General features: G+C 31.1%; 24 protein-coding genes, 1 tRNA gene and 1 other annotated feature. Of the genes, 23 read left to right on the top strand and 2 right to left on the bottom strand.

All coding sequences use genetic code 11. The features are described 5' to 3' along the window. The first annotated feature begins 278 nt into the window (after positions 1-278). Positions 279-2,357, top strand: coding sequence for an elongation factor G (gene fusA / locus ABDZ69_RS15545; protein ID WP_343771086.1), 2,079 nt, complete (start codon positions 279-281; stop codon positions 2,355-2,357). Positions 2,358-2,393: 36 nt separating this feature from the next. Here the strand turns inward: fusA and rbr are convergent, their stop codons facing one another. After that, positions 2,394-2,978, bottom strand: a complete 585-nt coding sequence (gene rbr / locus ABDZ69_RS15540; protein ID WP_343771084.1) for a rubrerythrin — start codon at positions 2,976-2,978, stop codon at positions 2,394-2,396. A gap of 169 nt (positions 2,979-3,147) precedes the next feature. Here rbr and ABDZ69_RS15535 point away from each other — a divergent pair, with 169 nt between their 5' ends. From ABDZ69_RS15535 to disA, 11 genes are all read left to right on the top strand, one after another. Further along, complete coding sequence (locus tag ABDZ69_RS15535) at positions 3,148-3,405, top strand: hypothetical protein (protein ID WP_343771082.1); 258 nt, start codon at positions 3,148-3,150, stop codon at positions 3,403-3,405. A gap of 31 nt (positions 3,406-3,436) precedes the next feature. Next, positions 3,437-4,396, top strand: coding sequence for an ROK family protein (locus ABDZ69_RS15530; RefSeq protein WP_343771081.1), 960 nt, complete (start codon positions 3,437-3,439; stop codon positions 4,394-4,396). Continuing rightward, positions 4,393-5,019 (top strand): histidine phosphatase family protein, encoded by a 627-nt coding sequence (locus ABDZ69_RS15525; RefSeq protein ID WP_343771079.1) that lies wholly within the window; start codon positions 4,393-4,395, stop codon positions 5,017-5,019. The genes ABDZ69_RS15530 and ABDZ69_RS15525 overlap by 4 nt, the downstream gene beginning before the upstream one ends. A gap of 17 nt (positions 5,020-5,036) precedes the next feature. Further along, positions 5,037-6,215 (top strand): alanyl-tRNA editing protein, encoded by a 1,179-nt coding sequence (locus ABDZ69_RS15520; protein WP_343771078.1) that lies wholly within the window; start codon positions 5,037-5,039, stop codon positions 6,213-6,215. Between the two features lie 221 nt (positions 6,216-6,436). Continuing rightward, the gene (locus ABDZ69_RS15515; protein ID WP_343771076.1) at positions 6,437-6,898 is read left to right on the top strand and encodes a CtsR family transcriptional regulator; all 462 of its coding nucleotides are present in this window, start codon (positions 6,437-6,439) and stop codon (positions 6,896-6,898) included. Positions 6,899-6,956: 58 nt separating this feature from the next. Then, positions 6,957-7,484 (top strand): UvrB/UvrC motif-containing protein, encoded by a 528-nt coding sequence (locus tag ABDZ69_RS15510; protein WP_343771074.1) that lies wholly within the window; start codon positions 6,957-6,959, stop codon positions 7,482-7,484. A 2-nt stretch (positions 7,485-7,486) separates the two neighbouring features. Further along, on the top strand, positions 7,487-8,512 hold the full coding sequence (locus ABDZ69_RS15505) for a protein arginine kinase (protein ID WP_343771072.1): 1,026 nt from the start codon (positions 7,487-7,489) through the stop codon (positions 8,510-8,512). Positions 8,513-8,537: 25 nt separating this feature from the next. Then, the gene (locus ABDZ69_RS15500; protein WP_343771070.1) at positions 8,538-10,970 is read left to right on the top strand and encodes an ATP-dependent Clp protease ATP-binding subunit; all 2,433 of its coding nucleotides are present in this window, start codon (positions 8,538-8,540) and stop codon (positions 10,968-10,970) included. 124 nt (positions 10,971-11,094) lie between these two features. After that, positions 11,095-11,826, top strand: a complete 732-nt coding sequence (nagB, locus tag ABDZ69_RS15495) for a glucosamine-6-phosphate deaminase (RefSeq protein WP_343771068.1) — start codon at positions 11,095-11,097, stop codon at positions 11,824-11,826. 21 nt (positions 11,827-11,847) lie between these two features. Next, positions 11,848-13,212 (top strand): DNA repair protein RadA, encoded by a 1,365-nt coding sequence (gene radA / locus ABDZ69_RS15490; protein ID WP_343771066.1) that lies wholly within the window; start codon positions 11,848-11,850, stop codon positions 13,210-13,212. 16 nt (positions 13,213-13,228) lie between these two features. Beyond that, a complete protein-coding gene (gene disA, locus ABDZ69_RS15485) occupies positions 13,229-14,302 on the top strand; it encodes a DNA integrity scanning diadenylate cyclase DisA (RefSeq protein WP_343771064.1) in 1,074 nt (357 codons plus the stop codon). A gap of 39 nt (positions 14,303-14,341) precedes the next feature. Here the strand turns inward: disA and ABDZ69_RS15480 are convergent, their stop codons facing one another. Next, positions 14,342-14,746, bottom strand: a complete 405-nt coding sequence (locus ABDZ69_RS15480; RefSeq protein WP_343771062.1) for a DUF1573 domain-containing protein — start codon at positions 14,744-14,746, stop codon at positions 14,342-14,344. A gap of 251 nt (positions 14,747-14,997) precedes the next feature. Here ABDZ69_RS15480 and ABDZ69_RS15475 point away from each other — a divergent pair, with 251 nt between their 5' ends. From ABDZ69_RS15475 to ABDZ69_RS15425, 11 genes are all read left to right on the top strand, one after another. Continuing rightward, positions 14,998-16,098, top strand: coding sequence for a PIN/TRAM domain-containing protein (locus tag ABDZ69_RS15475; protein WP_343771060.1), 1,101 nt, complete (start codon positions 14,998-15,000; stop codon positions 16,096-16,098). 16 nt (positions 16,099-16,114) lie between these two features. Continuing rightward, positions 16,115-16,807 carry a 2-C-methyl-D-erythritol 4-phosphate cytidylyltransferase gene (gene ispD, locus ABDZ69_RS15470; RefSeq protein ID WP_343771058.1) on the top strand — a complete coding sequence of 231 codons (693 nt, stop codon included), beginning with the start codon at positions 16,115-16,117 and terminating at the stop codon, positions 16,805-16,807. A gap of 46 nt (positions 16,808-16,853) precedes the next feature. Continuing rightward, positions 16,854-17,026: a binding site (T-box leader), on the top strand. Positions 17,027-17,077: 51 nt separating this feature from the next. After that, positions 17,078-18,790: a proline--tRNA ligase gene (locus tag ABDZ69_RS15465; RefSeq protein WP_343771057.1), complete on the top strand. Its 1,713-nt coding sequence runs from the start codon at positions 17,078-17,080 to the stop codon at positions 18,788-18,790. A 21-nt stretch (positions 18,791-18,811) separates the two neighbouring features. Further along, a complete protein-coding gene (gene ilvA, locus ABDZ69_RS15460; RefSeq protein WP_343771055.1) occupies positions 18,812-20,023 on the top strand; it encodes a threonine ammonia-lyase in 1,212 nt (403 codons plus the stop codon). Between the two features lie 14 nt (positions 20,024-20,037). Next, positions 20,038-21,438: a cysteine--tRNA ligase gene (cysS, locus tag ABDZ69_RS15455; protein WP_343771054.1), complete on the top strand. Its 1,401-nt coding sequence runs from the start codon at positions 20,038-20,040 to the stop codon at positions 21,436-21,438. Positions 21,439-21,451: 13 nt separating this feature from the next. Further along, on the top strand, positions 21,452-21,877 hold the full coding sequence (locus ABDZ69_RS15450; RefSeq protein WP_343771052.1) for a Mini-ribonuclease 3: 426 nt from the start codon (positions 21,452-21,454) through the stop codon (positions 21,875-21,877). Between the two features lie 18 nt (positions 21,878-21,895). Then, positions 21,896-22,636, top strand: coding sequence for an FAD-dependent thymidylate synthase (thyX, locus tag ABDZ69_RS15445; RefSeq protein ID WP_343771051.1), 741 nt, complete (start codon positions 21,896-21,898; stop codon positions 22,634-22,636). A gap of 18 nt (positions 22,637-22,654) precedes the next feature. After that, a complete protein-coding gene (gene rlmB, locus ABDZ69_RS15440; RefSeq protein WP_343771049.1) occupies positions 22,655-23,398 on the top strand; it encodes a 23S rRNA (guanosine(2251)-2'-O)-methyltransferase RlmB in 744 nt (247 codons plus the stop codon). Between the two features lie 2 nt (positions 23,399-23,400). Further along, the gene (locus ABDZ69_RS15435; RefSeq protein ID WP_343771047.1) at positions 23,401-23,913 is read left to right on the top strand and encodes an NYN domain-containing protein; all 513 of its coding nucleotides are present in this window, start codon (positions 23,401-23,403) and stop codon (positions 23,911-23,913) included. A 70-nt stretch (positions 23,914-23,983) separates the two neighbouring features. Further along, complete coding sequence (gene sigH / locus ABDZ69_RS15430; protein ID WP_343771046.1) at positions 23,984-24,634, top strand: RNA polymerase sporulation sigma factor SigH; 651 nt, start codon at positions 23,984-23,986, stop codon at positions 24,632-24,634. A gap of 105 nt (positions 24,635-24,739) precedes the next feature. Then, positions 24,740-24,815: transfer RNA gene (locus ABDZ69_RS15425), tRNA-Thr, on the top strand. Positions 24,816-24,956: the final 141 nt, after the last annotated feature.

Below are 24,956 nucleotides of genomic sequence, written 5' to 3'. Positions count from 1 at the left end.
GGTGGAGCACTCGGCTGTTAACCGATAGGTTGAAGGTTCGAATCCTTTTCGCGGAGCCATTTTTATTGAATAAGTAAGAATTATATGAAGACTAACTTTTTAAAGTTAGTCTTTTTTTATGTTTTTTTCATAAAATAGTTAATAATGAATAAAATATGGATAAAAGGTAAAAATTATAATGTCTAATAATTTTGAAAATTTAATCAAAATTTAAAGGATTTTTAAAGTCTAAAGAGAATATATAAAATATGACTATAGTATGTTAGGGGGAATTGCTTATGAAAGAGTATAAAACCAAAAACTTAAGGAACTTAGGTATAATTGGACATAGTGGATCAGGAAAGACTACCTTAGCAGATGCAATACTTTATCGTACGAAATCTACGGATAGATTTGGAAAAGTAGATGATGAAACAAGCATATTAGATTATGATATGGAAGAAAAGAAAAGAAGAATTTCTTTATCAACATCTGTTGCTCAATGTGAATGGAATGATGTAAAAATTAACTTAGTAGATATGCCGGGATATTTCGACTTTGTAGGAGAAATGATAGAAGGATTAAGAGCTATAGATGTGGCTCTTATAGTATTACCAGGTACATCCGGAGTTCAAGTGGGAACAGAAAAGGCTTGGGAATATGTGAATGAATGTAAATTACCAAGAGCTTTTTATATAAATAAATTAGATAGAGATAACAGTAACTTTGAAAAAACTCTATCAGCTCTTAAAGAGAAATTTGGTATATCTGTGGTGCCTATTCAATATCCAATAGGAGAAGAAGTAGGATTCATGGGAGTTATAAATGTTATTTCTAATAGAGCAAGAGTATATAATCCTATAAAAGATGATATAGAAGACGCTGAAGTACCAGAAGAATTTAGAGATAAAGTTGAAGAATGTAAGAATATGATAATAGAAGCTGTTGCAGAAACAGATGAAGTATTATTGGAAAAATACTTTAGTGAGGGAACATTAAGTGATGAAGAAATATATAGTGGATTAATAAAAGGTTGTGCAAGTGGAGATATATCACCAGTAATGTGCGGTTCTGCACTAACTGGAAGAGGCATAAAAAGTCTATTAGATGATATAATTGAATGTTTCCCGTCTCCAGAAGAAATAGAAGAAAAAAAGGCTAAAGATTTAAAAAATAATAAGGATATAAATGTAAAAATCTCAGAAAATGGACCCTTCTCTGCTTTTGTATTTAAAACTATAGCGGATCCATTCATAGGAAAGTTATCAATATTTAGAGTTTTAACTGGAAAAGCTAAACCAGACATTTCGGTATATAATCCAAACAAAGAAAAACAAGAGAAACTTGGTGCTTTGTACTTTATGAAAGGTAAACAGCAGATCCAAGCCGATGAAATAATTGCTGGCGATATAGGTGCAGTTACAAAATTGCAATATACTAGTACAGGGGATACACTATGTGATAATAGTTTTCTAGTGCTTTATGAAAATATTATATTTCCAGAGCCAGCCATATCCATGGCTGTAATTCCAAAATCTAAAAATGATGAAGATAAAATATCATTAGGATTAACTAGATTGTTAGAAGAAGATCCAACTTTTACAGTTCATAGAGATACAGAAAATGCAGAAAATATAATTTCAGGTACTGGAGAAACACATTTAGAAGTTATTACTTCAAAATTAAAAAATAAATTTGGAGTAGAAGTTTCTCTACAAAATCCTAAAATTCCTTATAGAGAAACAATAAAGAAGACTTCAGATGTTCAAGGAAAACATAAGAAGCAATCAGGTGGACACGGACAATATGGCGATGTTAAAATTAAATTTGAGCCAAAACTTGATAGTGATGAACTAGAGTTTGTAGATAAGGTAGTTGGAGGAGTAGTTCCAAGACAGTACATTCCAGCTGTAGAAAAGGGACTAAGAGAATGTATACAGCAAGGAGTACTTGCAGGATATCCAGTTATTAGGCTTAAAGCTACATTACATGATGGCTCTTATCATCCTGTAGATTCATCAGAAATGTCCTTTAAAATGGCGGCATCATTAGCCTTTAAAAAGGGAATTCAAGAAGCTGGGCCGGTTATATTAGAACCTATTATGAATGTAGAAATTTTTGTACCAGACGAGTATATGGGAGATATTATAGGAGATATTAATAAAAAACGTGGAAAAGTATTGGGCATGGAGCAGGTTGGAAAACTTCAAAAAATTATTGCAGAAGTTCCTCAAGCTGAAATGTTTAAGTATGCCACAGACCTAAGGTCTATGACTCAAGCAAGGGGAAGCTTCAAAATGAGATTTGAAAGATATGATGAAGTTCCTGCTACTGAAACGGCTAAGATAATTGAAGAGAAGAAAAAAGAATTATTATAAAAAAACTATGCCCTGTAACTTTTACAGGGCATAGTTTTAATATGTTTCAACAAATACTTCAAAATAAGATTGAGGATGTACACAAGCAGGACATAATTGAGGAGCAAAAGTTCCTTCGTGAATATATCCACAGTTATTACATTTCCATAATTGAGTTTCTTCTTTTTTAAATACTGAATCATTTTCTATATTGGATAACAATTTTCTAAATCTGTTTTCATGTCTTAATTCTACTTCAGCTATTTTTCTGAAAGCCTTAGCTATTTCTGGGAACCCTTCCTCATCTGCTATGTTGGCAAATTCAGGATATAGGTCTGTCCATTCTTCGTTTTCACCATTAGCTGCATATTCAAGGTTCTTTGCAGTATTGCTTAATCCTACAGGGAAAGAAGCTTCAATATTAATTTCTTGACCTTCAAGTTGTTCATTTAAAAATTTAAAAAATCTTTTAGCATGCTCTTTTTCATTTTCAGCAGTTTCTAGAAAAATGTTGCTTATTTGAACATATCCTTCTTTTTTCGCTTGAGAAGCATAGTATGTATATCTAGTACGCGCTTGTGATTCTCCAGCAAAAGATTTCATTAAATTTTCTGCTGTTTTAGTACCTTTTAATGAATTCATAATGAAATTCCTCCTTAATTATAGTTATTTAACCAATATAGCTACATTGTATCATTTATTTACTAAAAATTGAAATAATCTTTTTTAAACTTGAGTAAATATAGAGTTATATATGTATATTTAACTGCATTTAACAAAAAATAATTATAAATCCAGAGGAGGAATGTTTATGTCAGATTACAAATTAGATATTATCGGCTCTATAGAACTTTCAGATTATAGCAGTATATATGATTATATGGAAATAGTTAATGAAAATGATAATTTAACTATAAATTTAAGGGGAGAAAAAGAAGACTTTGATATTTTATGTAGCATGTTAAAGGAAAAGGGTTTTAATATAGTAAAAAAACAAAATATAGAAAATAATAGTCACTACATATTGGCTACTAAAAGAGATAAGGATTATCCTAATACTATGATATAATATAATAAAAACGTACTATGGGGGAAGATTAATGTTTAAAAATTATATAGTAGGCATTGATTTAGGAGGAACTAAAATTAATACTGTATTATCAAATTTAAAAGGAGATGTGGTAAGTCAATATACAATTTCTACAGATGCTTTTAAAGGAGAAGAAGTAGTATTAGAAAGAATTATGATTACAATTAACAAGGTATTAGATATTAAGGATATCTCTATTGAAGAAGTGATGGCTATAGGCATAGGATCGCCAGGACCGTTAGACTCAAAAAAAGGAATTATTATTACTACACCTAATTTACCATTTAAGAACTTTAATATAGTAAATCCAATATTTAAGAAGTATAGTGTGCCTACATATCTTGATAACGATGCTAACGTTGCGGCTATAGGAGAATTTCTATTTGGAGCGGGAAAAGGTACTAACAATATGATTTATGTTACTGTAAGTACGGGCATAGGTGGAGGAGGAATTCTAAATGGCAAGCTATATAGAGGAAGCACATATAATGCATTGGAAATAGGTCATATGACAGTGGAACCAAATGGCGCTAAATGCAATTGTGGTAATTATGGATGTGCAGAAGCCTTAGCATCTGGGACCGCTATTGGAAGACAAGGAAGGGAAGCAGTTGATAAGGGAGAAATAACTTCTTTAAGCAATTATGAAAATATAACTTCCTATGAAGTATTTAAAGAAGGAAAAAATGGGGACAAAATAGCACAGGATATAATTAAAAAGAGTTTAAATTATTTAGGAATTTGTATAGCAAATTTAGTGACTAGTTTTGATCCAGAAATGATTGTTATAGGCGGTGGAGTAACAAAGGCAGGAGATATTGTATTTAATTCTGTAAAAGAAGTTGTTAATAAGAGATGTTTTAAAGTTATGGCAGAATCTTGTGAAATAGTTCCACCGAAGCTAGGTGTAGATGCAGGAGTAATGGGAGCTGTTGCTTTAGCATTAACAGAGGAGGGAATAGAATTTTGAGTACAACTATATATTTAACTAGACATGGAGAAACTCTTTGGAATAGCGAAGGAAGAATGCAAGGGTGGAAGGATTCTCCTCTTAACGATAGAGGTTTATCACAAGCTCAGTTGCTAGGCAATAAGTTACAAAAACTAGATATTGACATTATATATTCAAGTCCAATAGGACGAGCTAAACATACAGCGGAGATACTTAAAGGAGATAAAAATATTCCTATAATTTTTGATGACAGGTTAAAAGAAATAAATATGGGTAAATGGGAAGGAATGCTTAGAAAGGATATTGGATCTATATATGAATCAGATTTATATAACTTTTTCAATGAACCTAATAAGTATATGCCTGTAGAAGGGGAAACTTTCAATGATGTTTTATTTAGGACATCTTCTTTTATAGATGATATAGTAAATACTCATAGTGGAAAAAATTTATTAATAGTAACACATACTATTACTTTAAAATCTATCTTACTAAACATAGAAGGAATTGGATTAGAAAATTTCTGGGATGAAACATATATTTATCCTACAAGCTTAAGTATTATAAAAATAGGGGATAGTAGTAAGGATATATTATTAAGGGCAGACATATCCCATTTTGAGGATGATTGCAAACTTTAAACTTATGAGGTGAAAAAATGACATATAAATTATTTTATGAAAACCCTTATCTCAAGGAATGGGAAAGTATAGTCACTGATGTTATAGAAAAGGAGGATTCTTTTTTTATAGTATTAGATAAAACTGCATTCTATCCAGAAGGAGGAGGGCAGCCATCGGATATAGGGTATATAGATGGTATAGAAGTAAATTATGTTTTTGAAGAAAATAATATCATTTATCATGTTGTAAATAAAAAACCAGAAAATAAAAGGGTTAAATGTAGACTAAACTTTGATAGAAGGTTTAATTTCATGCAACAACATTCTGGGGAGCACTTGTTGTCAGGAGTATTATATAGTTTATTTCAAACTCATAATGACGGATTTCACATGGGAGAAGACTATGTAACTATAGATAATACCATATCTAATCTTACAGAAGAGATGATTTTGGAAATTGAAAATTTAGCTAATAAATATGTTTATGAAAATATTCCCATAGAAGATTACATAATACAAAAAGATGAAATTGAAAAAGTAGCATTGAGGAAAGAGTGTAAGATAGATAAGGATATAAGAATTGTTCAAATAGAAAATATAGATAAAATAGCATGTTGTGGGACTCATGTTAGAAATACAGGAGAAATAGGGTTAATAAAAATAATCAAAACTGAAAAATACAAGGGAATGACAAGAATATATTTTAAATGTGGGAAAAAAGCTTTAGAAGATTTTCAAAGCAAACACAATATAGTGGTGTCTCTAACTAGACATTACTCTATGATTGAAAATGAAATAGTAAATAAAGCAAAGGCTGATATAAATGAAATAAAAGGGTTAACAAAACAAATTAAAGATTTAAAAGAAAGCTTATATTTGTATGTTGCACAACAAATAATAAAGGAAAATGAAAAAGAATTGATAGAAGTAAGTTTTGATGAGAAAACCTTTGAAGATATCCAAATAATTAATAGGAGGATACTAGAGAATTCTAAAAAAGTAAATATATTGATTAGTGAAAAAGAAAATAAGTTATTGTTTTCAAATAATTTATTTGAAAACTTAAATTGTGGTAAAGTTCTCAAGGAATTTTTAAGCAAATACAATGGTAAAGGTGGGGGAGGAGTTAACCAAGCTCAAGCAACCTTTGAGAATAAAAATGATTTGCTGAGATTTGCTACCTTCATTAAGGAATTAGTTTCAGAGTATAATTAATATTAATAAATACGATATGCTAGTTCTAAATAATTAGTATATCGTATTTTTAGATTTAATAATAATTAATGATATTCTTTGTTAAAATAAGATAGAGAGAGAAATGTGATTTAAATAGGATATATTATTATTAAAACCCAAAATTCAGTTATTGAGTGTTTGTATGAAAAGTTTTAATATTATATTAAAGTCAAAGAAAGTCAAAGTCAATGAGGTGTAATATGGCTAGATTGTCAGATATTATAGAAGAATTTATAAAAGATATGTTAGAAAATACAGGAGAAGGGGAATTGCAAATTCAAAGAAATGAATTGGCAAATTATTTTAGTTGTGCTCCTTCTCAAATTAATTATGTATTGACCACACGTTTTACTACGGATAAGGGATATTATATAGAAAGTAAAAGGGGTGGTGGTGGATGTATTGTAATAAAGTATATTGATATAAATAAAAATGATTATTTTTTAAATATAATTAGTAAAAATATAGGAGACAGCATTACCTTTTATAGTGCATCTCAAATAATAGATAATCTTGTTAAAAGAAGTATTATAACAGAAAGAGAAGGGAATCTTATAAAGGTAGGTATAAACGATAGAACACTTAGTTCTTGCATGGAGCATAGAAACAGAATAAGGGCAGATATATTGAAAAATATGCTAGTCATGCTTTTATTAGAATAGATTATATATGATATAATTATTATGGGAATTATTTCAATTAAATCCAGGGGGTGATTTTATGTTATGTGAAAGGTGCAATAAAAATGATGCTAACGTTCATTTAACTCAAGTAGTGAATGGAACTAAAAGTCAGCATAATTTATGTGAAAATTGTGCAAAAGAAATGAGTGGTTTTGATTTGCCTGTGGATATGAATTTATCTTCTCCATTCGCCTTTCAAAATATATTAAGTGGAATAATGGATTATATTAATCAACCAGTTAAGCAAGAGGATACCATTGAAGTTAAGTGTAGTAATTGTGGTACTACCTATACTGATTTTCGAAAGAAAGGCTTAGTTGGATGTAGTGAGTGTTATGAAAATTTAAGTAATATATTTATGCCAGTTATTAAAAGAGTACAAAGCAATGTAGAACATACTGGAAAAATACCTAAGAGGGCTGGTAGCCATCTTTTGCAAAAGAAGAAAATAGATATATTTAAAGAAGAGTTAAGGGAATGTATTGAAAATGAGCAATATGAAAAGGCAGCGGAACTAAGAGACATGATAAAAGAACTTCAGAAATTAAATGAAGGGGAGGTATAAAAGTGAATAACTGGTTAGTTTCATCTGGAGATAATAAAGAAATAGTAATTAGTAGCCGAATAAGACTTGCTAGAAATATTAAAAATTTATACTTTCCTCATAAATTAAACGAAGAAGAGGGAAGAGATTTAATAAATGTGGTGGAAGATGCCATATATACATCTTCTGAAAGAGAAGAAAATTATAGAACGTATTATCTTTGGAAAAACGATATTTTAGATAACTACATTTATTTAGATAAGCATTTAGTTAGCAATAAATTAATTTCAAATTATAAAAAAGCGGGATTTATATTAAACAATGAAGAGACGATAAGTATAATGATAAATGAAGAAGATCATTTAAGAATACAGTGCATAGTAGAGGGTTTAAATCTAGAAGAAGCATATGAAGAAGCAAATAAAATTGATGATTTATTAGAAGAAAAACTAAGTTATGCTTATAGTGAACAACTTGGATATATTACAGCTTGTCCTACCAATATAGGAACTGGTCTTAGAGCTTCAGTAATGATTCATTTGCCAGCTTTGTCAATGAATAATGAGATGAATGGTGTTTTAAATGCTCTTACTCAAGTTGGAATGACTATCAGAGGGTTATATGGAGAAGGCTCTAAATCTAGTGGTAATATGTATCAAATATCAAATCAAATAACTCTAGGATTAAATGAGAAAGAAATATTGGATAATTTAAAAGGGGTTGTAAATCATATAATCACTCAAGAGAAGATGGCTAGAGATAAATTATTAAGTGTTTATGAATATGAGCTAAAAGATAGAATATTTAGAGCGTATGGTACGCTAAAATCTGCTTATATTATGAGTTCTTCTGAATGTTTAAGTTTATTGTCAAACGTACGCTTTGGAGTAGAATTAGGTATAATAACTGATATAGATAAACATATTTTAAATAATCTAATTGTAGATACTCAACCTTCTATGATGGAAAAAATATTTAATAAGAAGATTCTCCATAAGGAAAATGGAGTGTATAGGGCAGAATTAATAAGAGAAAGATTAAATAAATAGGGTATAAAAAGGATGGTGAATTTCTATGATATATGGAAGATTTACAGAAAGAGCACAAAAGGTATTAATGTATGCACAAAGTGAAGCTCAAGAACTAAGACATGGGTACGTAGGAACTGAACATATATTACTTGGTATATTAAAGGAAGATGGATTAGCTAAAAATATGCTTAATAGCATTAATATTACTTTAGAAGATGTTAAAAATTTAATTGAAGAATATGAAGGCAAAGGGGATATTGAGGGATATAAAAATGAAGTTCCGTTAACCCCGAGAACAAAAAGACTTTTAGAATTAAGCTTATTAGAAGCTAGAAATTTAAACCATAATTTTATTAGTCCAGAGCATATATTACTAGCATTAATAAAGGAATCTGAAGGTGTGGCTTACACAATATTAAATAATTTGGGAGCAGATTTTGGTAAACTAAGAAAGAGTTTAGTAGAAAATTTGGCGGGAGAACAAAAGGTTGATGTAGGTGTAAATACTAAAGCTAATGTTTCTGATACCCCATCTCTGAATCAATTTGGAAGAGATTTGACTGATATGGCTAGGGAAGGGAAATTAGATCCAGTAATAGGAAGAGATACAGAAACCCAAAGGGTATTAGAGATTCTTTGTAGAAGAACTAAGAATAATCCTTGTTTAATAGGAGACCCTGGAGTAGGAAAGACCGCTATTGCAGAAGGATTAGCTCAAAAAATATTTGAGGGTAATATACCTGAAATATTAAAAGATAAAAGAGTAGTCACTCTGGACTTATCTTCTATGATTGCCGGCGCAAAATATAGAGGAGAGTTTGAAGAGCGATTAAAAAAGGTAATGGAGGAAATAAGAAAAGCGGGAAATATAATTTTATTTATAGATGAAATTCATACTATCATCGGAGCAGGAGCGGCAGAAGGAGCTATAGATGCATCAAACATTTTGAAACCAGCCTTAGCAAGAGGAGAAATACAATGTATTGGTGCAACAACTATAGATGAGTATAGAAAATATATTGAAAAAGATGCAGCGTTAGAGAGAAGATTTCAGCCTATTTCAGTTGGAGAGCCTACAAAGGAAGAGGCAGTGTTAATACTCAAAGGTCTTAGAGATAAATATGAAGCTCATCATAGAGTAAAAATAACTGATGATGCAATAAATGCGGCTGTTAACTTATCTGATAGATATATAACAGATAGATATTTACCAGATAAGGCCATAGATTTAATAGATGAAGGTGCTTCTAGAGTAAGAATAGAGAACATGATTGCACCACCAGATATGAAGGAGTTAGAAGAACAATTAGAAAAAGTAACTAAGGAAAAGGAAGATGCCATAAGAGTTCAAAATTTTGAAAAAGCAGCTAAATTGAGAGATGACGAAAAGGCATTAAAAGATAAATTAGAAAATCTTAAATCCGATTGGAAAACACAAAAACAAGTGGCAACTTATACGGTTTCAGAAGAACAAATAGCTGCAGTAGTGTCTAGATGGACTAATATACCTGTTGAAAAACTCACAGAAAAAGAATCAGAAAGACTTCTTAAGTTAGAAGAAATTTTACATCAAAGAGTCATTGGTCAGGAAGAGGCAGTGAAATCAGTAGCTAAGGCAGTTAGACGAGCGAGAGTAGGACTTAAAGATCCAAATAGACCTATAGGCTCATTTATATTCTTAGGACCAACTGGTGTTGGAAAGACTGAGCTATCTAAGGCTCTGGCGGAAGCAATGTTTGGGGATGAGGCTAGCATTATAAGAATAGATATGTCAGAGTACATGGAAAAACACACTGTTTCAAGGTTAATAGGATCTCCACCAGGGTATGTAGGATATGATGAAGGAGGGCAATTGACAGAAAAGGTTAGAAGAAATCCTTATTCTGTGATACTATTTGATGAAATAGAAAAGGCTCATCCAGATGTGTTTAATATATTATTACAAATATTAGAGGACGGCAGATTAACTGATGGAAAAGGAAAAACTGTTAATTTTAAAAATACTATTGTAATAATGACATCTAATGTTGGAGCATCTACAATTAGAAGACAGAGAACAATGGGATTTGTAACGTCGCTTAATGAAAGTGAAAATGAATATGATAAAATGAAAGAAAATATTATGGAAGAATTAAAACGTGCTTTTAGACCTGAATTTTTAAATAGAATAGATGATATAATAGTGTTCCATCAACTGGCGGAAAAGCACTTGCAACAAATTGTAGGTTTGATGTTAGGAGCAGTAAGAGAGAGATTAAAGGAACAAAATATAAGTATTGACTTTAACGATGATGCAGAAAAGCTTTTAGCCAAGGAAGGATTTGATCCCGTGTTTGGTGCTAGGCCACTTAGAAGAGCTATTACTAAGACTGTAGAAGACATATTATCAGAAGAAATATTGAGAGGTAGCATTAATAAAGGAGAAGATGTAATAGTGACAGTTGAAGATGGTAAACTAGCTTTTAATAAGAAGTAATAACTTTACAGGGTAGGTAAAAAAGTATCTACCCTTTTTTACATATCTCTGTTATAGTAATAATATCCATATTATGTAGAAATATATATTGAGTTTATTAATGGTTAAAATGGAGGGTTAAATCATGAAAATAGTAATAAAGAAGGATTACGTCGAGCTAAGTAAATTTGCTGCATTGGAAGTTAAAAATATAGTAGAAGATAATCCTAATTGTACACTAGGACTTGCAACAGGGAGTACACCTTTAGGTTTATATAAGGAATTGATTAAACTATATAACTTAGGAGAAATAAATTTTTCTAGTGTAACTACCTTTAACTTAGATGAATACAGAGGGTTAAATGAAGAGGATGAACAAAGTTATAAATATTTTATGAATGATAATTTATTTAATCATATAAATATCGATAAAAATAATACTTTTATACCTAATGGTATAGCAGAAGACGTAGAAAGAGAATGTGAGAACTATGAAAAACTAATAGGAGAAAAGGGTGGTATTGATCTTCAAGTTTTAGGAATAGGTATGAATGGACATATAGGATTTAATGAGCCGAATCAGGAGTTGTACCTTAATACCCACTTAGAGACTTTAACGGAAGAAACTCTAAATTCTAATTCAATATTTTTTACTAATAAAGAAAAAATGCCCACTGAAGCACTTACTATGGGAATTGGAAGTATAATGAAGGCAAAAAAAATAATACTTCTTATTTCTGGCAAGAATAAAGCTGAAGTAGTAAAAAAATTAGTTAGCGGGAAAATAACCACTGATTTTCCAGCATCAATACTACAAGTACATAATGACTGCACCGTGATATTGGATGAGGAAGCGGCAGCTTTGTTAAATAAATAAAAGATTTTAGGAGTTGATTTAGTGGCAAGGATTAAAAACTATTTTGTTTGTCAAGAATGTGGATATGAGGCTTTAAAATGGTCTGGAAAATGTCCTGAATGCGAAAGCTGGAATAGTATGGTGGAAGAAGTAAGAGATTCAAAGGTATCTAGTAGTACTTCTATGGCAAGCATAAAAGGAAGCAGTGAGCCACAAAGCATTCTAGAAATAAAGTCATTAAATTATGAAAGATTAGATACAGATATAAAGGAGCTTAATAGAGTTTTAGGAGGAGGAATTGTAAAAGGTTCATTGATACTGATTTCAGGGGATCCTGGCATAGGTAAATCTACATTGCTTTTACAAGTAGCCAACAGTATAGCTAATAAATATGGAAAGGTTTTATATATTTCTGGGGAGGAATCGGAAGAACAGATAAAGATAAGAGGTGAACGATTAGGCACTTTATCAAAGGAACTGTACATACTTTCTGAAACAAATACTGAAAATATAGAATTTCATATAAATAAGTTTAAACCCACATTTGTAATAATCGATTCTATTCAGACTCTTTATAATCCAACGATTTCCTCTGCCCCAGGAAGTGTATCCCAAGTAAGAGAAGGATCTAATAGCATAATGCGCCTTGGGAAAGGGCAAGGAATTCCTTTCTTCATTGTAGCTCACGTGACAAAGCAAGGTTCTCTGGCAGGACCTAAAGTCCTAGAACATATGGTGGATACTGTATTACATTTTGAAGGAGAGAGAACAGAAGAGTTTAGAATATTAAGAACAATAAAGAACCGTTTTGGAACTACTAGTGAAATAGGAGTTTTTGAAATGAGAGAAAAGGGGTTGGAGGAGGTTTCTAACCCATCAGCAGTGTTTCTTGAAGATACAGAGTTTAGCAAAGAAGGATCAATAGTAATTGGAGTTATAGAAGGAAGTAGGCCCATTTTAGTTGAGGTTCAGGCTTTAGTAACAGAAACAAAGGCTGCTATGCCAAGAAGAACTTCTGTTGGAATAGATAATGCTAGATTAAGTTTAATTTTAGCTGTTCTTGAAAAAAAATTAAGACTACCATTTTACAAGTATGATGTGTACATAAATGTAGTTGGAGGACTTAATATAGATGGAACCTTTGGAGATCTCGGTATAGCATTAGCTTTGATATCTAGTATTAAAAGCTGTGAAGCTAAATTAGAAAAATTACTTGTAGTAGGTGAAATTGGATTAACAGGAGAAGTAAGACCTGTTAGTTTTTGTGACAAGATAGTTAACGAAGGAAAAAAGATGGGTTTTAAAAATTTTATAATACCTTATAGAAATAAAGAAAAAATACAATTAAATCAAGGAAGTATTATAGGAGTATCAACATTAAAAGAGGTTTTAAATAAAGTATTTTAAGTATAGGTGATAGAAGTTGAGATTAGAGAAAGATAAGGAACTAATGGATGTTTTAAAAATAATGGCCCCAGGTACCACTTTGAGAGAAGGATTGGAAAATATACTAAGGGCTAAGACTGGTGGACTTATTGTATTAAGCGATAGCGATCAAATTTTAGGCTTAGTAGATGGGGGATTTATAATAGACTCAGAATACAGTCCTTCCTATGTTTATGAACTAGCTAAAATGGATGGGGCAATAGTAATAAGCAGTGATTTAAAGAGAATAATACGTGCAAATGCACAATTAATACCTGATCATGGGATACCAACTGTTGAAACAGGAACAAGACATAGAACAGCGGATAGAATAGCAAAGCAAACAGGGGCAGTTGTTATAGCAATATCTCAAAGAAGAAATATCATATCCTTATATAAGGGAAATGTTAAATACATACTTAGAGATAGTAGTATCATTTTAGGGAGAGCAAACCAAGCATTACAGACTTTAGAAAAATACGTTGCAGTATTAGATAGAGTGATAAATAGTTTAAATGCTTTAGAATTTCAAGACATAGTTACTTTATTTGACGTAATGACTGCCATACAGAGAACAGAAATGGTTATGAGAATTGTCGGAGAGATTGAAAGATATATTTATGAGCTTGGTAATGAAGGTAGATTAATTACTATGCAGTTGAATGAATTGGTAAAGTACGTAGAGCAAGATGAGATATGGTTAATAAGGGATTATTGTGAGACTTATTATGATTATATGGAAGTATATAAGCAAATACAAACCTTATCTTCAGAAGACTTGCTTAAACTAGATAGTATTTCGAAGACATTGGGATACGCTGGAGTACCATTAGTAGATACTTTAATATCTCCGAGAGGATATAGAATGCTAAATAAAGTACCAAGAATACCTAGCAGTATTATAGACAATTTGGTAAAACATTTCAGAGAATTTAAAGGAATTATAGAAGCTAATTATGAGGAATTAGATAATGTGGAGGGAATTGGAGAGGCTAGAGCTAAAGCTATTAAAAATGGGCTAAAAAGGCTAAGAGAACAAGTAATGATAGATAGACCTAAAATATATAAATAGAACAAGTATACTACATTTACTTGTTCTATTTATAAAGAATTATCTAAAGGAGTATTTTCCCAAGGTATTTATTCTATCATATTCTTTTATTAAAACGTCATATAAATTTAAATCCAATGTATTACAAAGAGAAGTTATATAAAATATGTGGTTTCCTATTTCTCTTTCAATGACTTCTCTACAATTGTCGCATAAATTTTCTTTTACATGTGGACTTAACATATTTGATAACTCATGAATATCAATATTGTCGCCACCATTAGGGAGCTTTTGCTTCTGGGCATCTATTTGAATGCAACCGCAATTTGTAACTGCCTTAGCAACTGCCCTATTAATTCTGCTATTAGACTCTTGTAGCTTTGTCATAATATCTAAAATGCTTTTATGGCGCAACAATGACTCGTCAACAGCATTTTGAAAATTATCAAATATTATATCTTTCATAGACTCAACTCCTTACAAAAATAATGGTCACTGAGTAAATTGAAGTTATTGCTAACATAATAAGGTATGTATCTCATATATATATTACTCGATAAATGAATTTTAGAATAGGGGGATACAGCCATATATTGATGAACATTTAATTAATTATCGTAAGGTTTGTTGAAAATTACTATTTATTCATATATATTAAAAATAATAGATTTAAGTATTGAAAAAGTGTAAATAATTAAAATAGGAGGTGAGTTGAGATGTTAAAAAAGGTATTGAGAGGACTATTTACGATTATAGGGGCTACTTTAGGGTTTATAATAAGTGCAGAAATATTAAACACTGGTTTAATTCCTCAGGTTCAATATTTTCAAAATAGCCCTATTAAAAGTTTTTCATTTATAATATTATCCAGTATTTTATTTGGACTCATATTATTTTTAATATCTCCTTGGATCATTATTATCATAATGAAAATAATGGACTATGTAGAAAAAAGCATTCAAAAAATACCAACTTACGAAATTTTATTAGGGGCCTTTGGGGCCATATTGGGATTAGGTATATCCGCTTTGTTTGTAAATTTATTATCTAAGGTTCCTATAGTAGGAGTAGGATTAGCGGTAGTAGTGGCATTACTTATGGCTGCTTTAGGTGCTAATATAGCCCTTAAAAAAAGAGAGGATATTTTAGCTTTATTTACAAATTTAAAAAAACCAGGAGCTACTGGCAAAGATAAAAAAGCTAAAGGTCATAAGGGTGATCCAAAGATTTTAGATACTTCAGTTATTATCGATGGAAGAATATTTGATATATGTCAAACAGGATTTGTTGAGGGAGTACTTGTAATTCCTAACTTTGTATTAGAAGAATTAAGACATATAGCAGATTCCTCGGACGGATTAAAAAGAAATCGTGGAAGAAGAGGATTGGATATATTAAATAAAATTCAAAAAGAATTAAATATTGAAGTGCAGATATATGAAAAGGATTTTCCAGATATTGCAGAAGTAGATAGTAAGTTATTAAAATTAGCTCAAGTGTTAAATGGTAAAGTTATAACTAATGACTACAACTTAAATAAAGTTGCAGAATTTCAAGGAGTTCCAGTATTGAATATAAATGAATTGGCAAATGCCGTTAAACCAGTAGTACTTCCAGGAGAAGAAATGAGAATACAAATAATGAAAGATGGAAAAGAATCTGGTCAAGGAGTAGCTTATTTAGATGATGGAACTATGATTGTAGTAGAGGGCGGTAGAAAGTTTATAGGAGAAACTGTAGATGTAATTGTCACATCAGTACTACAAACTGCTGCGGGTAGAATGATATTTGCTAAACAAAAGGATAGCGTAGATTAATCTTAAGGAGAAAAATATGAATGAGAATTGTGCTTTAATTTTAGCTGCAGGTAAAGGAAGAAGGATGGGAAAGGATATAAATAAACAATTTTTGACTATAGAAGGTAAACCCATCTTATACTATACCTTAAAAGCCTTTGAAGAACATAAAGAAATTCATAAGATTATTTTAGTGGCGTCAGAAGAAGAAATTGATTATTGCAAAAGGGAGATAATTAATAAATATGGTATAACAAAAGTTAAAAAGGTGATTAAAGGCGGAAGTGAGAGACAGCAATCCGTACTAAATGGATTAAAAGAAGTAGAGAAAGCAAATATAGTGTTAATTCACGATGGAGCAAGACCTTTTGTATCATCAAATATAATATCAGAAGGAATTAAATATGCTAGTTTGTATGGTGCTGCGGCTTGTGGTGTGCCTCCTAAAGACACTATTAAAGTAATAGATAAAGAAGGATTTTCACTACAAAACTTGGAAAGAGACACATTAATTAGTATTCAAACTCCTCAATGCTTTAAATATGATTTAATTTTAAAATGCCATTTAGATATACTAAGTGAAAAGGCTAAGGTTACAGACGATACCTCAGTGGTAGAATACTTTGGATATAAGGTATATATATATCCAGGGAAATATAATAATATTAAAATTACAACTCCTGAAGACTTGATAATTAGTGAAAAACTAGTAAAAGATATGAAAAAATAGACTTGACAGTTTAATTTTTATAAATATAATTAGTCTTATAAATTAATATAAAGCTATGAAGAAGAATAGTAGAAATAACCTACAGAGAAAAAGTCCTTGGGTGAAAGACTTTTAGATATTTCGAACCCACTTCGGAGCTGTAGGAAAACCCTACCGGAAGTAACCGTTATGAAATTAAGAAAAAAATTAGGTGGTACCGCGATACATCTCGCCCTAAAATAGGGCGAGTTTTTTGTTTTTTTGAATTATACAATATAGGGAGGAATATTTATGAAATTATCAAAAATGCTTATAGGAACATTAAGAGAAACACCAGCAGAGGCAGAAATAGTAAGTCATCAACTTATGCTTAGAGCAGGAATGATGAGAAAAATGGCTTCAGGTATTTATAACTTTATGCCACTGGGATTAAGGGTCATAAAGAAAATAGAAGACATAGTTAGAGAGGAAATGAATAAAGCAGGAGCTCAAGAGTTTTTAGCCTCAGCAGTATTACCTTCGGAATTATGGAAAGAATCAGGTAGATGGGATGTATTTGGACCAGAAATGTTTAGGCTTAAAGATAGAAATGAAAGAGAATTTTGTCTAGGACCAACACATGAAGAAGTTTTTACAGATATAGCTAGAAATGAAATTAAGTCATACAAGCAACTGCCATTAAATCTTTATCAAATTCAAACAAAATATAGAGATGAAAGAAGACCAAGATTTGGAGTTATGAGATCAAGAGAGTTTATAATGAAAGATGCTTATAGCTTTGATAAAGATAATGAAGGTTTAGATGTAAGTTATAGCAAAATGTACGAAGCCTATCATAATGTATTTAAAAGATGTGGGCTGATTTGTAAGTGTGTTGAAGCTGACTCAGGTGCAATGGGAGGCTCGGGTTCCGCAGAATTTATGGTTCAATCTGAAGTTGGTGAAGATGAAATAGCATTTTGCACTAGCTGTCAATATGCTGCGAACATAGAGAAGGCGCCATCCACAGCAGAAGTTATGGAAAAGGAAGATTTCAATACAATAGAAAAGATTTCTACTCCAGAAGTAAAAACTATAGATGATTTAACTAAGTTTTTTAATACTACTGCCACAAAGTTTGGTAAAACATTAATATATATAGCTGATAAAAAGATAGTGGCTGTTATAGTAAGAGGAGATAGAGAAGTAAATGAAGTAAAGGTAATAAATGCCATAGGTGGAGCTGTAGATTTTGAGATGGCAGATAGTGAAACTGTAAAAAAAGTAACAAATGCTGAAGTAGGTTTTGCAGGTCCAATAGGAATAAAAGCAGATATAATATTAATAGATGAAGAAGTTTCTAACATGTATAACTTCATAGTAGGTGCTAATGAGACAGGATACCACTACGTAAATGTTAATTATGACATAGATTTTAAAGGAATAGTAGGAGATTTTAGAAAAGCAGTAAAGGGAGATAAGTGTCCTAAATGTGGTGATCTTATAACAGTAGATAGAGGTATAGAAGTAGGTCATATTTTTAAGCTTGGAACAAAATACTCTGAAGCTATGGGAGCAAATTTCATAGATGAAAATGGAGAAGCTAAACCATTAATAATGGGTTGCTATGGCATAGGGGTTAATAGAACCATGGCTACAGTTATTGAACAAAATCATGATGAGAATGGCATAGTATGGCCTTTATCTATAGCACCTTACCAAGTTATAGTTATTCCAGCTGTTATGAAGGATGAAGATCAGGTTAAAGCTGCGGAAGATATATATAATAAGCTTGCTGAAATGGGTGTAGAAGTAGTTTTAGATGATAGAGATGAAAGAGCAGGAGTAAAATTTAAGGATGCTGATTTAATTGGAATTCCAATGAGAATTACTGTAGGTAAGAAAATTAAAGAGGGGAATGTAGAGTTTAAATTGAGAAATTCATCAGATTTAGAAGTTTTAAGTATAGAACAAATATTTGAAAGGGTTAGGGAAGAATTTTTAAATAACCAATTAAAATTATAATATAATTTGGGGGATAATAAAATGAAACTTGATTTAAATAGCATAAAGCAGGCACAAGAAAATATAAGAGAAGTTGTAAGAAAAACACCTCTTTTTTACTCAAATACCTTTTCAAAGGAAAGTGGGTATAATATTTATTTAAAATGTGAAAACAAGCAAAAAACAGGAGCTTTTAAACTTAGAGGTGCTTATAATAAAATTTCAAATTTGTCACAAGAAGAAAAAGTGAGAGGAGTCATTGCGTCCTCTGCAGGAAACCATGCCCAAGGAGTAGCTTATGCGGCTACAGCTTTGGGCATTAAATCCACTATAGTAATGCCTGAAACTGCACCGCAAGCCAAGGTTCAAGCAACTAAATCATACGGAGCTAAGATTATTCAGTATGGAGAAGTATATGATGAATGCTATTCAAAAGCATTAGAAATTCAAAGAGAACTAGGGGCAACATTTATCCATCCATTTAATGATGAAGATATAATAGCAGGTCAAGGCACTATAGGTCTGGAAATCTTAGAAGATTTAAGTGAAACAGATGCAATAATAGTACCTATAGGCGGTGGCGGTTTAATATCAGGAGTTGCTTTGGCAGCGAAATCTATTAAACCAAGCATTAAAATAATAGGAGTTCAGTCTTCAATTATTGCCTCATCTAAGGTATCTTTGCAAGAGGGGAAAATTGTTACTTTGCCAGGGGTAAAATCTTTGGCAGATGGCATTTCTGTAAAAACTCCTGGAGATATAACCTTTGATTATATGAAAAATTATGTTGATGATATAGTAACAGTTTCAGAAGATGAGATAGCCTATGGAATATTCTGCTTGTTAGAACGCTCTAAGTTAGTAGTAGAGGGTGCTGGAGCAGTAGCTATAAGTGCAATACTAAGTGACAAAATAAGCATCAAAGGAAAGAATATTGCTTGCTTAATTAGCGGAGGTAATATTGATATTGCTGTAGTATCAAAGATAATAGATAGACAGCTGATAATATTAAAAAGAAGAATCAGGTTTATAGTTGAGATACAAGATAGAGTAGGACAATTAGGCAGATTAGTAAATAGTGTAGTTTCCATGGGAGCTAATGTGGTTAAAATAAGACAAGATACCAATTGGAACGATAAAGGACTAGATTATGCTAATGTTTTATTTGAAATAGAAGTAGAAACAAGAGAACACGCAGAAAATGTTATAGATACTTTAAGAAAAAAAGGATATAATTTAGAAATAGTAGGTTAGTTAGGAGGGATTTTATGAAATTATATAACACTTTAACTAGAAAAAAGGAAGAGTTTATTCCTATAAATGGTAAAGAGGTAAACATGTATGTGTGTGGACCTACTGTATATAATTTTTTCCATATTGGAAATGGAAGAACGTTTATTGTATTTGATACTATAAGAAAATATTTAGAATATAGAGGGTATAAAGTTAATTTTGTTCAAAATTTTACAGATATAGATGATAAAATGATAAAAAGAGCTAATGAAGATGGCATAACTGTAAAAGAATTAGGTGATAGATTTATAGAAGAGTATTATAAAGATGCAGACGGACTAAACATAAAAAGAGCAACTATTAATCCACGTGCTACGGAGTTTATAGAAGATATCATAGAATTTGTTCAAGAATTAATAAAAAAGGGATATGCCTATGAAATAAATGGAGATGTGTATTTTGAAACTAAAAAGTTCAATGAATATGGTAAGTTATCGGGACAAAACCTAGAAGATTTACAGGCAGGAGCAAGAATTGATATAGATGAGAGAAAGAAGGATTCAACAGATTTTGCTATATGGAAAAAGCAAAAACCTGGTGAGCCGGCGTGGGACAGTCCATGGGGAAAAGGTAGACCAGGATGGCATATTGAATGTTCTTGTATGGCTCATAAACTTTTAGGGGAAACTATAGATATTCATGCTGGTGGATTTGATCTTATATTTCCGCACCATGAGAATGAAATAGCTCAAAGTGAAGGAAGAACAGGAAAACCTTTTGCAAAATATTGGATGCATTCGGCATTTTTAAATGTAGACAATGAAAAAATGTCAAAGTCACTTAATAATTTTTTTACTGCAAGAGAGGTTTTACAAAAGTATGATGCTGAAGTAATAAGATTATTTATGCTTTCTGGTCATTATAGAACCCAGTTAAATTTTAGTGAGGAGCTATTGGAATCCGCTAAAGCAGGGTTAGATAGAGTATATAATGCTTTAGGAAATTTAGAAAATTTATTGGATGAAGTAGAAAAAGAACAGATGGATTCTGAAGAAAAAGAATATAGTAAAATAATAGAGGGCTATAAAGAGAAATATATTGAGAAAATGGATGATGACTTTAATACTGCAGATGGAATTTCTGTAATATTTGATATGGTTAGAGAAGTAAACACTAATATCAATAGAAACTCATCTAAGGAAATAATTAAGCTTGCTCTTAACCTAATAAGAGAATTAGGAGCTCCTTTAGGAATAGGGCAAAAATCCACTAAGATAAGCCTCGAAAATGAAATAGAAGAATTAGTAAATAAGAGACAACAAGCAAGAAAAGAAAAGAATTGGGCATTATCAGACCAGATAAGAGACGAATTGAAGGATATGGGAATTATCTTAGAAGATACTCCACAAGGTGTAAGGTGGAAAAAGATTAACTAATTGGAGAGAAATAATGAAATTTGATATTATAAACAAAAGATTTACAAAAGAAGAAGCTAGAGCGCTAAGTCCTCTAGTTCTAGCTTTTGTAGGAGATGCAGTGTATGAAGTTTTAATTAGAATATATCTTGTAGACTTAAATAAAGATATGTGTGTTAATAAACTTCATAAAAGAGCAGTAGATTTTGTAAAAGCAAATTCTCAAAGTGAACTTATTAAAAATATACAACAATACTTTAATGAAGATGAAATGGCAATATACAAAAGAGGAAGAAATGCCAAAGGAAGGATTCCTAAAAATTCAACAGTACAAGATTATAGAATGGCCACAGGCTTCGAAGCGGTTATAGGGTTCTTGTATATTACAAAAGAAGATGAAAGATTAAGAGAAATATTTAATATAATTTTAGAGCTACATGATAAACAAGATATAAAGTAGTATTGGGAGGTAAAAAATATGGGGGTCAAAGTTAAATTATTAGAGTACACTCCAAATCCAGAAAAGCTTATAGCATCAGCAGCTAAGTTATGCTATAGCGCTGTAGGAGTAGAAGAAATACAGGAGAACTTAGAAGAGGATAAAATATTTAAGTTTCTAGATATGTTAATGTCTTATGGGCATGAATCTCCTATAGAGCATGTGTCCTTTACATTTGCTGCAGAAGGAGTGTCTAGAAGCTTAACACATCAACTAGTAAGACATAGAATAGCCTCTTACTCTCAACAAAGCCAAAGATATGTGAAGCTAAAGCAATTTGAGTATGTAATTCCGCCACAGATAGAAAAAGATGAAGAAGGAAAAAAGATTTTTATCAAATCCATGGAGAACTGTCAAAATTCTTATAATGAATTAGTAGATATTTTAGAAAAAAAATACCTTAAAGAAGGTGCAAGTAAGACAAATGCAGAAAAAAAAGCTATAGAAGATGCAAGATATGTATTTCCTAATGCATGTGAAACTAAAATAGTATTTACTATGAATGCAAGAAGTTTAATGAATTTTTTCAAACATAGATGTTGTAACAGAGCTCAATGGGAAATAAGGGATTTAGCTTATTCTATGCTTTTAGAAGTAAAAAAGGTTGCGCCTATTCTTTTTAAATATAGTGGGCCTTCCTGTGTAAACGCACCTTGTCCTGAAGGAAAGATGAGCTGTGGAGAAATGATACAGATTAGAGATAAGTACTTATCAAAATAATTATAAAGGGGTATTGATATGAGAGAAGATTTAATCATAGGAAGAAACGCAGTAATAGAAGCTTTAAAATCTGATAGAACAATTGAAAGCATTTTAATTGCTAAAGGTGATACCAAGGGTTCTATAACTGTATTGCTGGCTTTAGCTAAAGAAAAAAGAATAGTAGTAAAAGAAGTAGACAGAAAAAAATTAGATCAAATTTCAGAAAATGGGAATCACCAGGGAGTAATTGCTTATGTTACCCCTTATAGATATGTGGAAGTAGAGGAGATATTACAGCAGGCAAAGTCTAAGGGAGAATCTCCATTTATAGTAATATTAGACGAAATAGAAGATCCTCATAACTTTGGAGCAATAATTAGAACGGCAGAGATTTGCGGGGTTCATGGAATTATTATACCTAAAAGGAGAAATGTTGGGGTTACACCTGTAGTATATAAATCTTCAGCTGGAGCTCTTGAGTATATGAAAATTGCAAAAGTATCTAACATAAATACCACTATAGATTATTTAAAAAAAGAAGGAATATGGATATACGGAGCTCACATGGAAACACAAACCTACTGTTATGATGCGGATTTTTCAGGATCAGCAGCTTTGGTTATAGGAAGTGAAGGGAAGGGTATATCTAAGTTAACGAAAGAAAAGTGTGATGTTTTAGTTAAGATACCTATGATCGGCAAAATAACATCTTTAAATGCATCTGTAGCAGGTGGAATTCTTATGTATGAAATATTAAAACAGAGACTAAAAAGAGGATAAAGTTGAGAAACGTATTTGTGGATGGTTATAATATTATAAATAGCTGGCCGGAATTAAAAATAATAAAAGATTACAGCTTAGAAGGGGCAAGGCACAAGCTTATTGAGATGCTTCAAAACTATGCCACATTTAAAGGTTACAAAATATTTCTAGTCTTTGATGCTCACATGGTAGCTGGAAACATTGGGAAAAAAGAAAGATATGGTGATTACCTCATAGTAATATTTACAAAAGAGGGAGAAACAGCAGATGTTTACATAGAAAAGAAAGTAAATAACATAGGAAGAAAATGGGAAGTGTGTGTTGTGACTTCTGATTCAATTGAGCAACAAGTGGTTTTCCAAAGAGGAGCAATAAGAATGTCGTCCTTAGAGTTTTATCATGAGATAAAACAAATAGAAAAGAAAATAAGTTTAAAAATAGAAACTAATGGAATCAATGGTAAAAATACCATAGAGGATCGAATAGACGAAGATATATTAGAAAAGCTTCGAAAAATTCTCAAAGGGCATTGAAATGCCTTGACTTTAAAAGCTTTAGTAGGCTATAATTTAATTTGTAGTATAGTTTATAGGGGGGGATATTGTGGGAAAAGGGGTTAATGAGGAAAATATTAAAACCATTAATGTTTCCTTTAATGAAATGCTTGATGAAGAAATTGTTATAGAAGCTAAAAGAGGAAATGTAAGAGCGCAAGAGCATTTGATAAACAAGTATGAAAATTTTGTTAAGTCGAAAGCAAAGTCTTACTTTTTAATTGGTGCAGATAAAGAAGATATTTATCAAGAAGGAATGATTGGTTTATATAAGGCAATAAGGGATTTTAAACCTGATAAATTATCTTCATTTAAAGCTTTTGCTGAACTTTGTGTGACTAGACAAATAATAACCGCTATAAAGACAGCCACAAGACAAAAACATATTCCGCTTAATACATATATTTCATTAAATAAGCCTATATATGACGAAGAATCTGATAGAACATTAATGGATGTTTTATCAGAATCTAAAGTGACAGATCCTGAGGAATTAATAATAAGCAGGGAAGAAATGGGTTACATACAAAACGAGATTGGTGAGGTTTTATCTAATTTAGAGATGGAAGTGCTTATGTCTTATATCGATGGAAAATCTTATCAGGAAATTGCGTGTGATTTAGATAGACATGCAAAATCTATAGATAATGCTTTACAAAGAGTAAAAAGAAAGCTTGAAAAATGCTTAAATTTAAGATGATTATGTGTTGACAAAACATATAACATGTATTAAAATTAATAATCGGTATACGTTCATAATTTTAAGTTATTATACATAAAAATTTTCCACAATTATGAATTAATTGCCCATGTAGCTCAGTCGGCAGAGCGTCACCTTGGTAAGGTGGAGGTCACCGGTTCAATCCCGGTCATGGGCTCCAAATTAGTATATGAATCACAACACACCAGGGTAAGTTTACTTATGAAATTATATATAAATAAAGGGAGGAATTAAAAAATGGCAAAATCAAAATTTGAAAGAAATAAACCGCACGTAAATATAGGAACTATAGGACACGTAG

Source organism: Clostridium malenominatum (genome assembly GCF_039521365.1).
GTDB lineage: Bacteria > Bacillota > Clostridia > Clostridiales > Clostridiaceae > Clostridium_AW > Clostridium_AW malenominatum.
Note: the sequence above shows the minus strand (reverse complement) of the source record. Positions and strands in the feature narration are given on the sequence as shown.

Bases quoted from the DNA above. Each gene is read 5' to 3' on its own strand.
- fusA (WP_343771086.1), top strand. From the start codon at position 279: ATGAAAGAGTATAAAACCAAAAACTTAAGGAACTTAGGTATAATTGGA.
- rbr (WP_343771084.1), bottom strand. From the start codon at position 2,978: ATGAATTCATTAAAAGGTACTAAAACAGCAGAAAATTTAATGAAATCT.
- ABDZ69_RS15535 (WP_343771082.1), top strand. From the start codon at position 3,148: ATGTCAGATTACAAATTAGATATTATCGGCTCTATAGAACTTTCAGAT.
- ABDZ69_RS15530 (WP_343771081.1), top strand. From the start codon at position 3,437: ATGTTTAAAAATTATATAGTAGGCATTGATTTAGGAGGAACTAAAATT.
- ABDZ69_RS15520 (WP_343771078.1), top strand. From the start codon at position 5,037: ATGACATATAAATTATTTTATGAAAACCCTTATCTCAAGGAATGGGAA.
- ABDZ69_RS15515 (WP_343771076.1), top strand. From the start codon at position 6,437: ATGGCTAGATTGTCAGATATTATAGAAGAATTTATAAAAGATATGTTA.
- ABDZ69_RS15510 (WP_343771074.1), top strand. From the start codon at position 6,957: ATGTTATGTGAAAGGTGCAATAAAAATGATGCTAACGTTCATTTAACT.
- ABDZ69_RS15500 (WP_343771070.1), top strand. From the start codon at position 8,538: ATGATATATGGAAGATTTACAGAAAGAGCACAAAAGGTATTAATGTAT.
- nagB (WP_343771068.1), top strand. From the start codon at position 11,095: ATGAAAATAGTAATAAAGAAGGATTACGTCGAGCTAAGTAAATTTGCT.
- ABDZ69_RS15480 (WP_343771062.1), bottom strand. From the start codon at position 14,746: ATGAAAGATATAATATTTGATAATTTTCAAAATGCTGTTGACGAGTCA.
- ABDZ69_RS15475 (WP_343771060.1), top strand. From the start codon at position 14,998: ATGTTAAAAAAGGTATTGAGAGGACTATTTACGATTATAGGGGCTACT.
- ispD (WP_343771058.1), top strand. From the start codon at position 16,115: ATGAATGAGAATTGTGCTTTAATTTTAGCTGCAGGTAAAGGAAGAAGG.
- ABDZ69_RS15465 (WP_343771057.1), top strand. From the start codon at position 17,078: ATGAAATTATCAAAAATGCTTATAGGAACATTAAGAGAAACACCAGCA.
- ilvA (WP_343771055.1), top strand. From the start codon at position 18,812: ATGAAACTTGATTTAAATAGCATAAAGCAGGCACAAGAAAATATAAGA.
- cysS (WP_343771054.1), top strand. From the start codon at position 20,038: ATGAAATTATATAACACTTTAACTAGAAAAAAGGAAGAGTTTATTCCT.
- ABDZ69_RS15450 (WP_343771052.1), top strand. From the start codon at position 21,452: ATGAAATTTGATATTATAAACAAAAGATTTACAAAAGAAGAAGCTAGA.
- thyX (WP_343771051.1), top strand. From the start codon at position 21,896: ATGGGGGTCAAAGTTAAATTATTAGAGTACACTCCAAATCCAGAAAAG.
- rlmB (WP_343771049.1), top strand. From the start codon at position 22,655: ATGAGAGAAGATTTAATCATAGGAAGAAACGCAGTAATAGAAGCTTTA.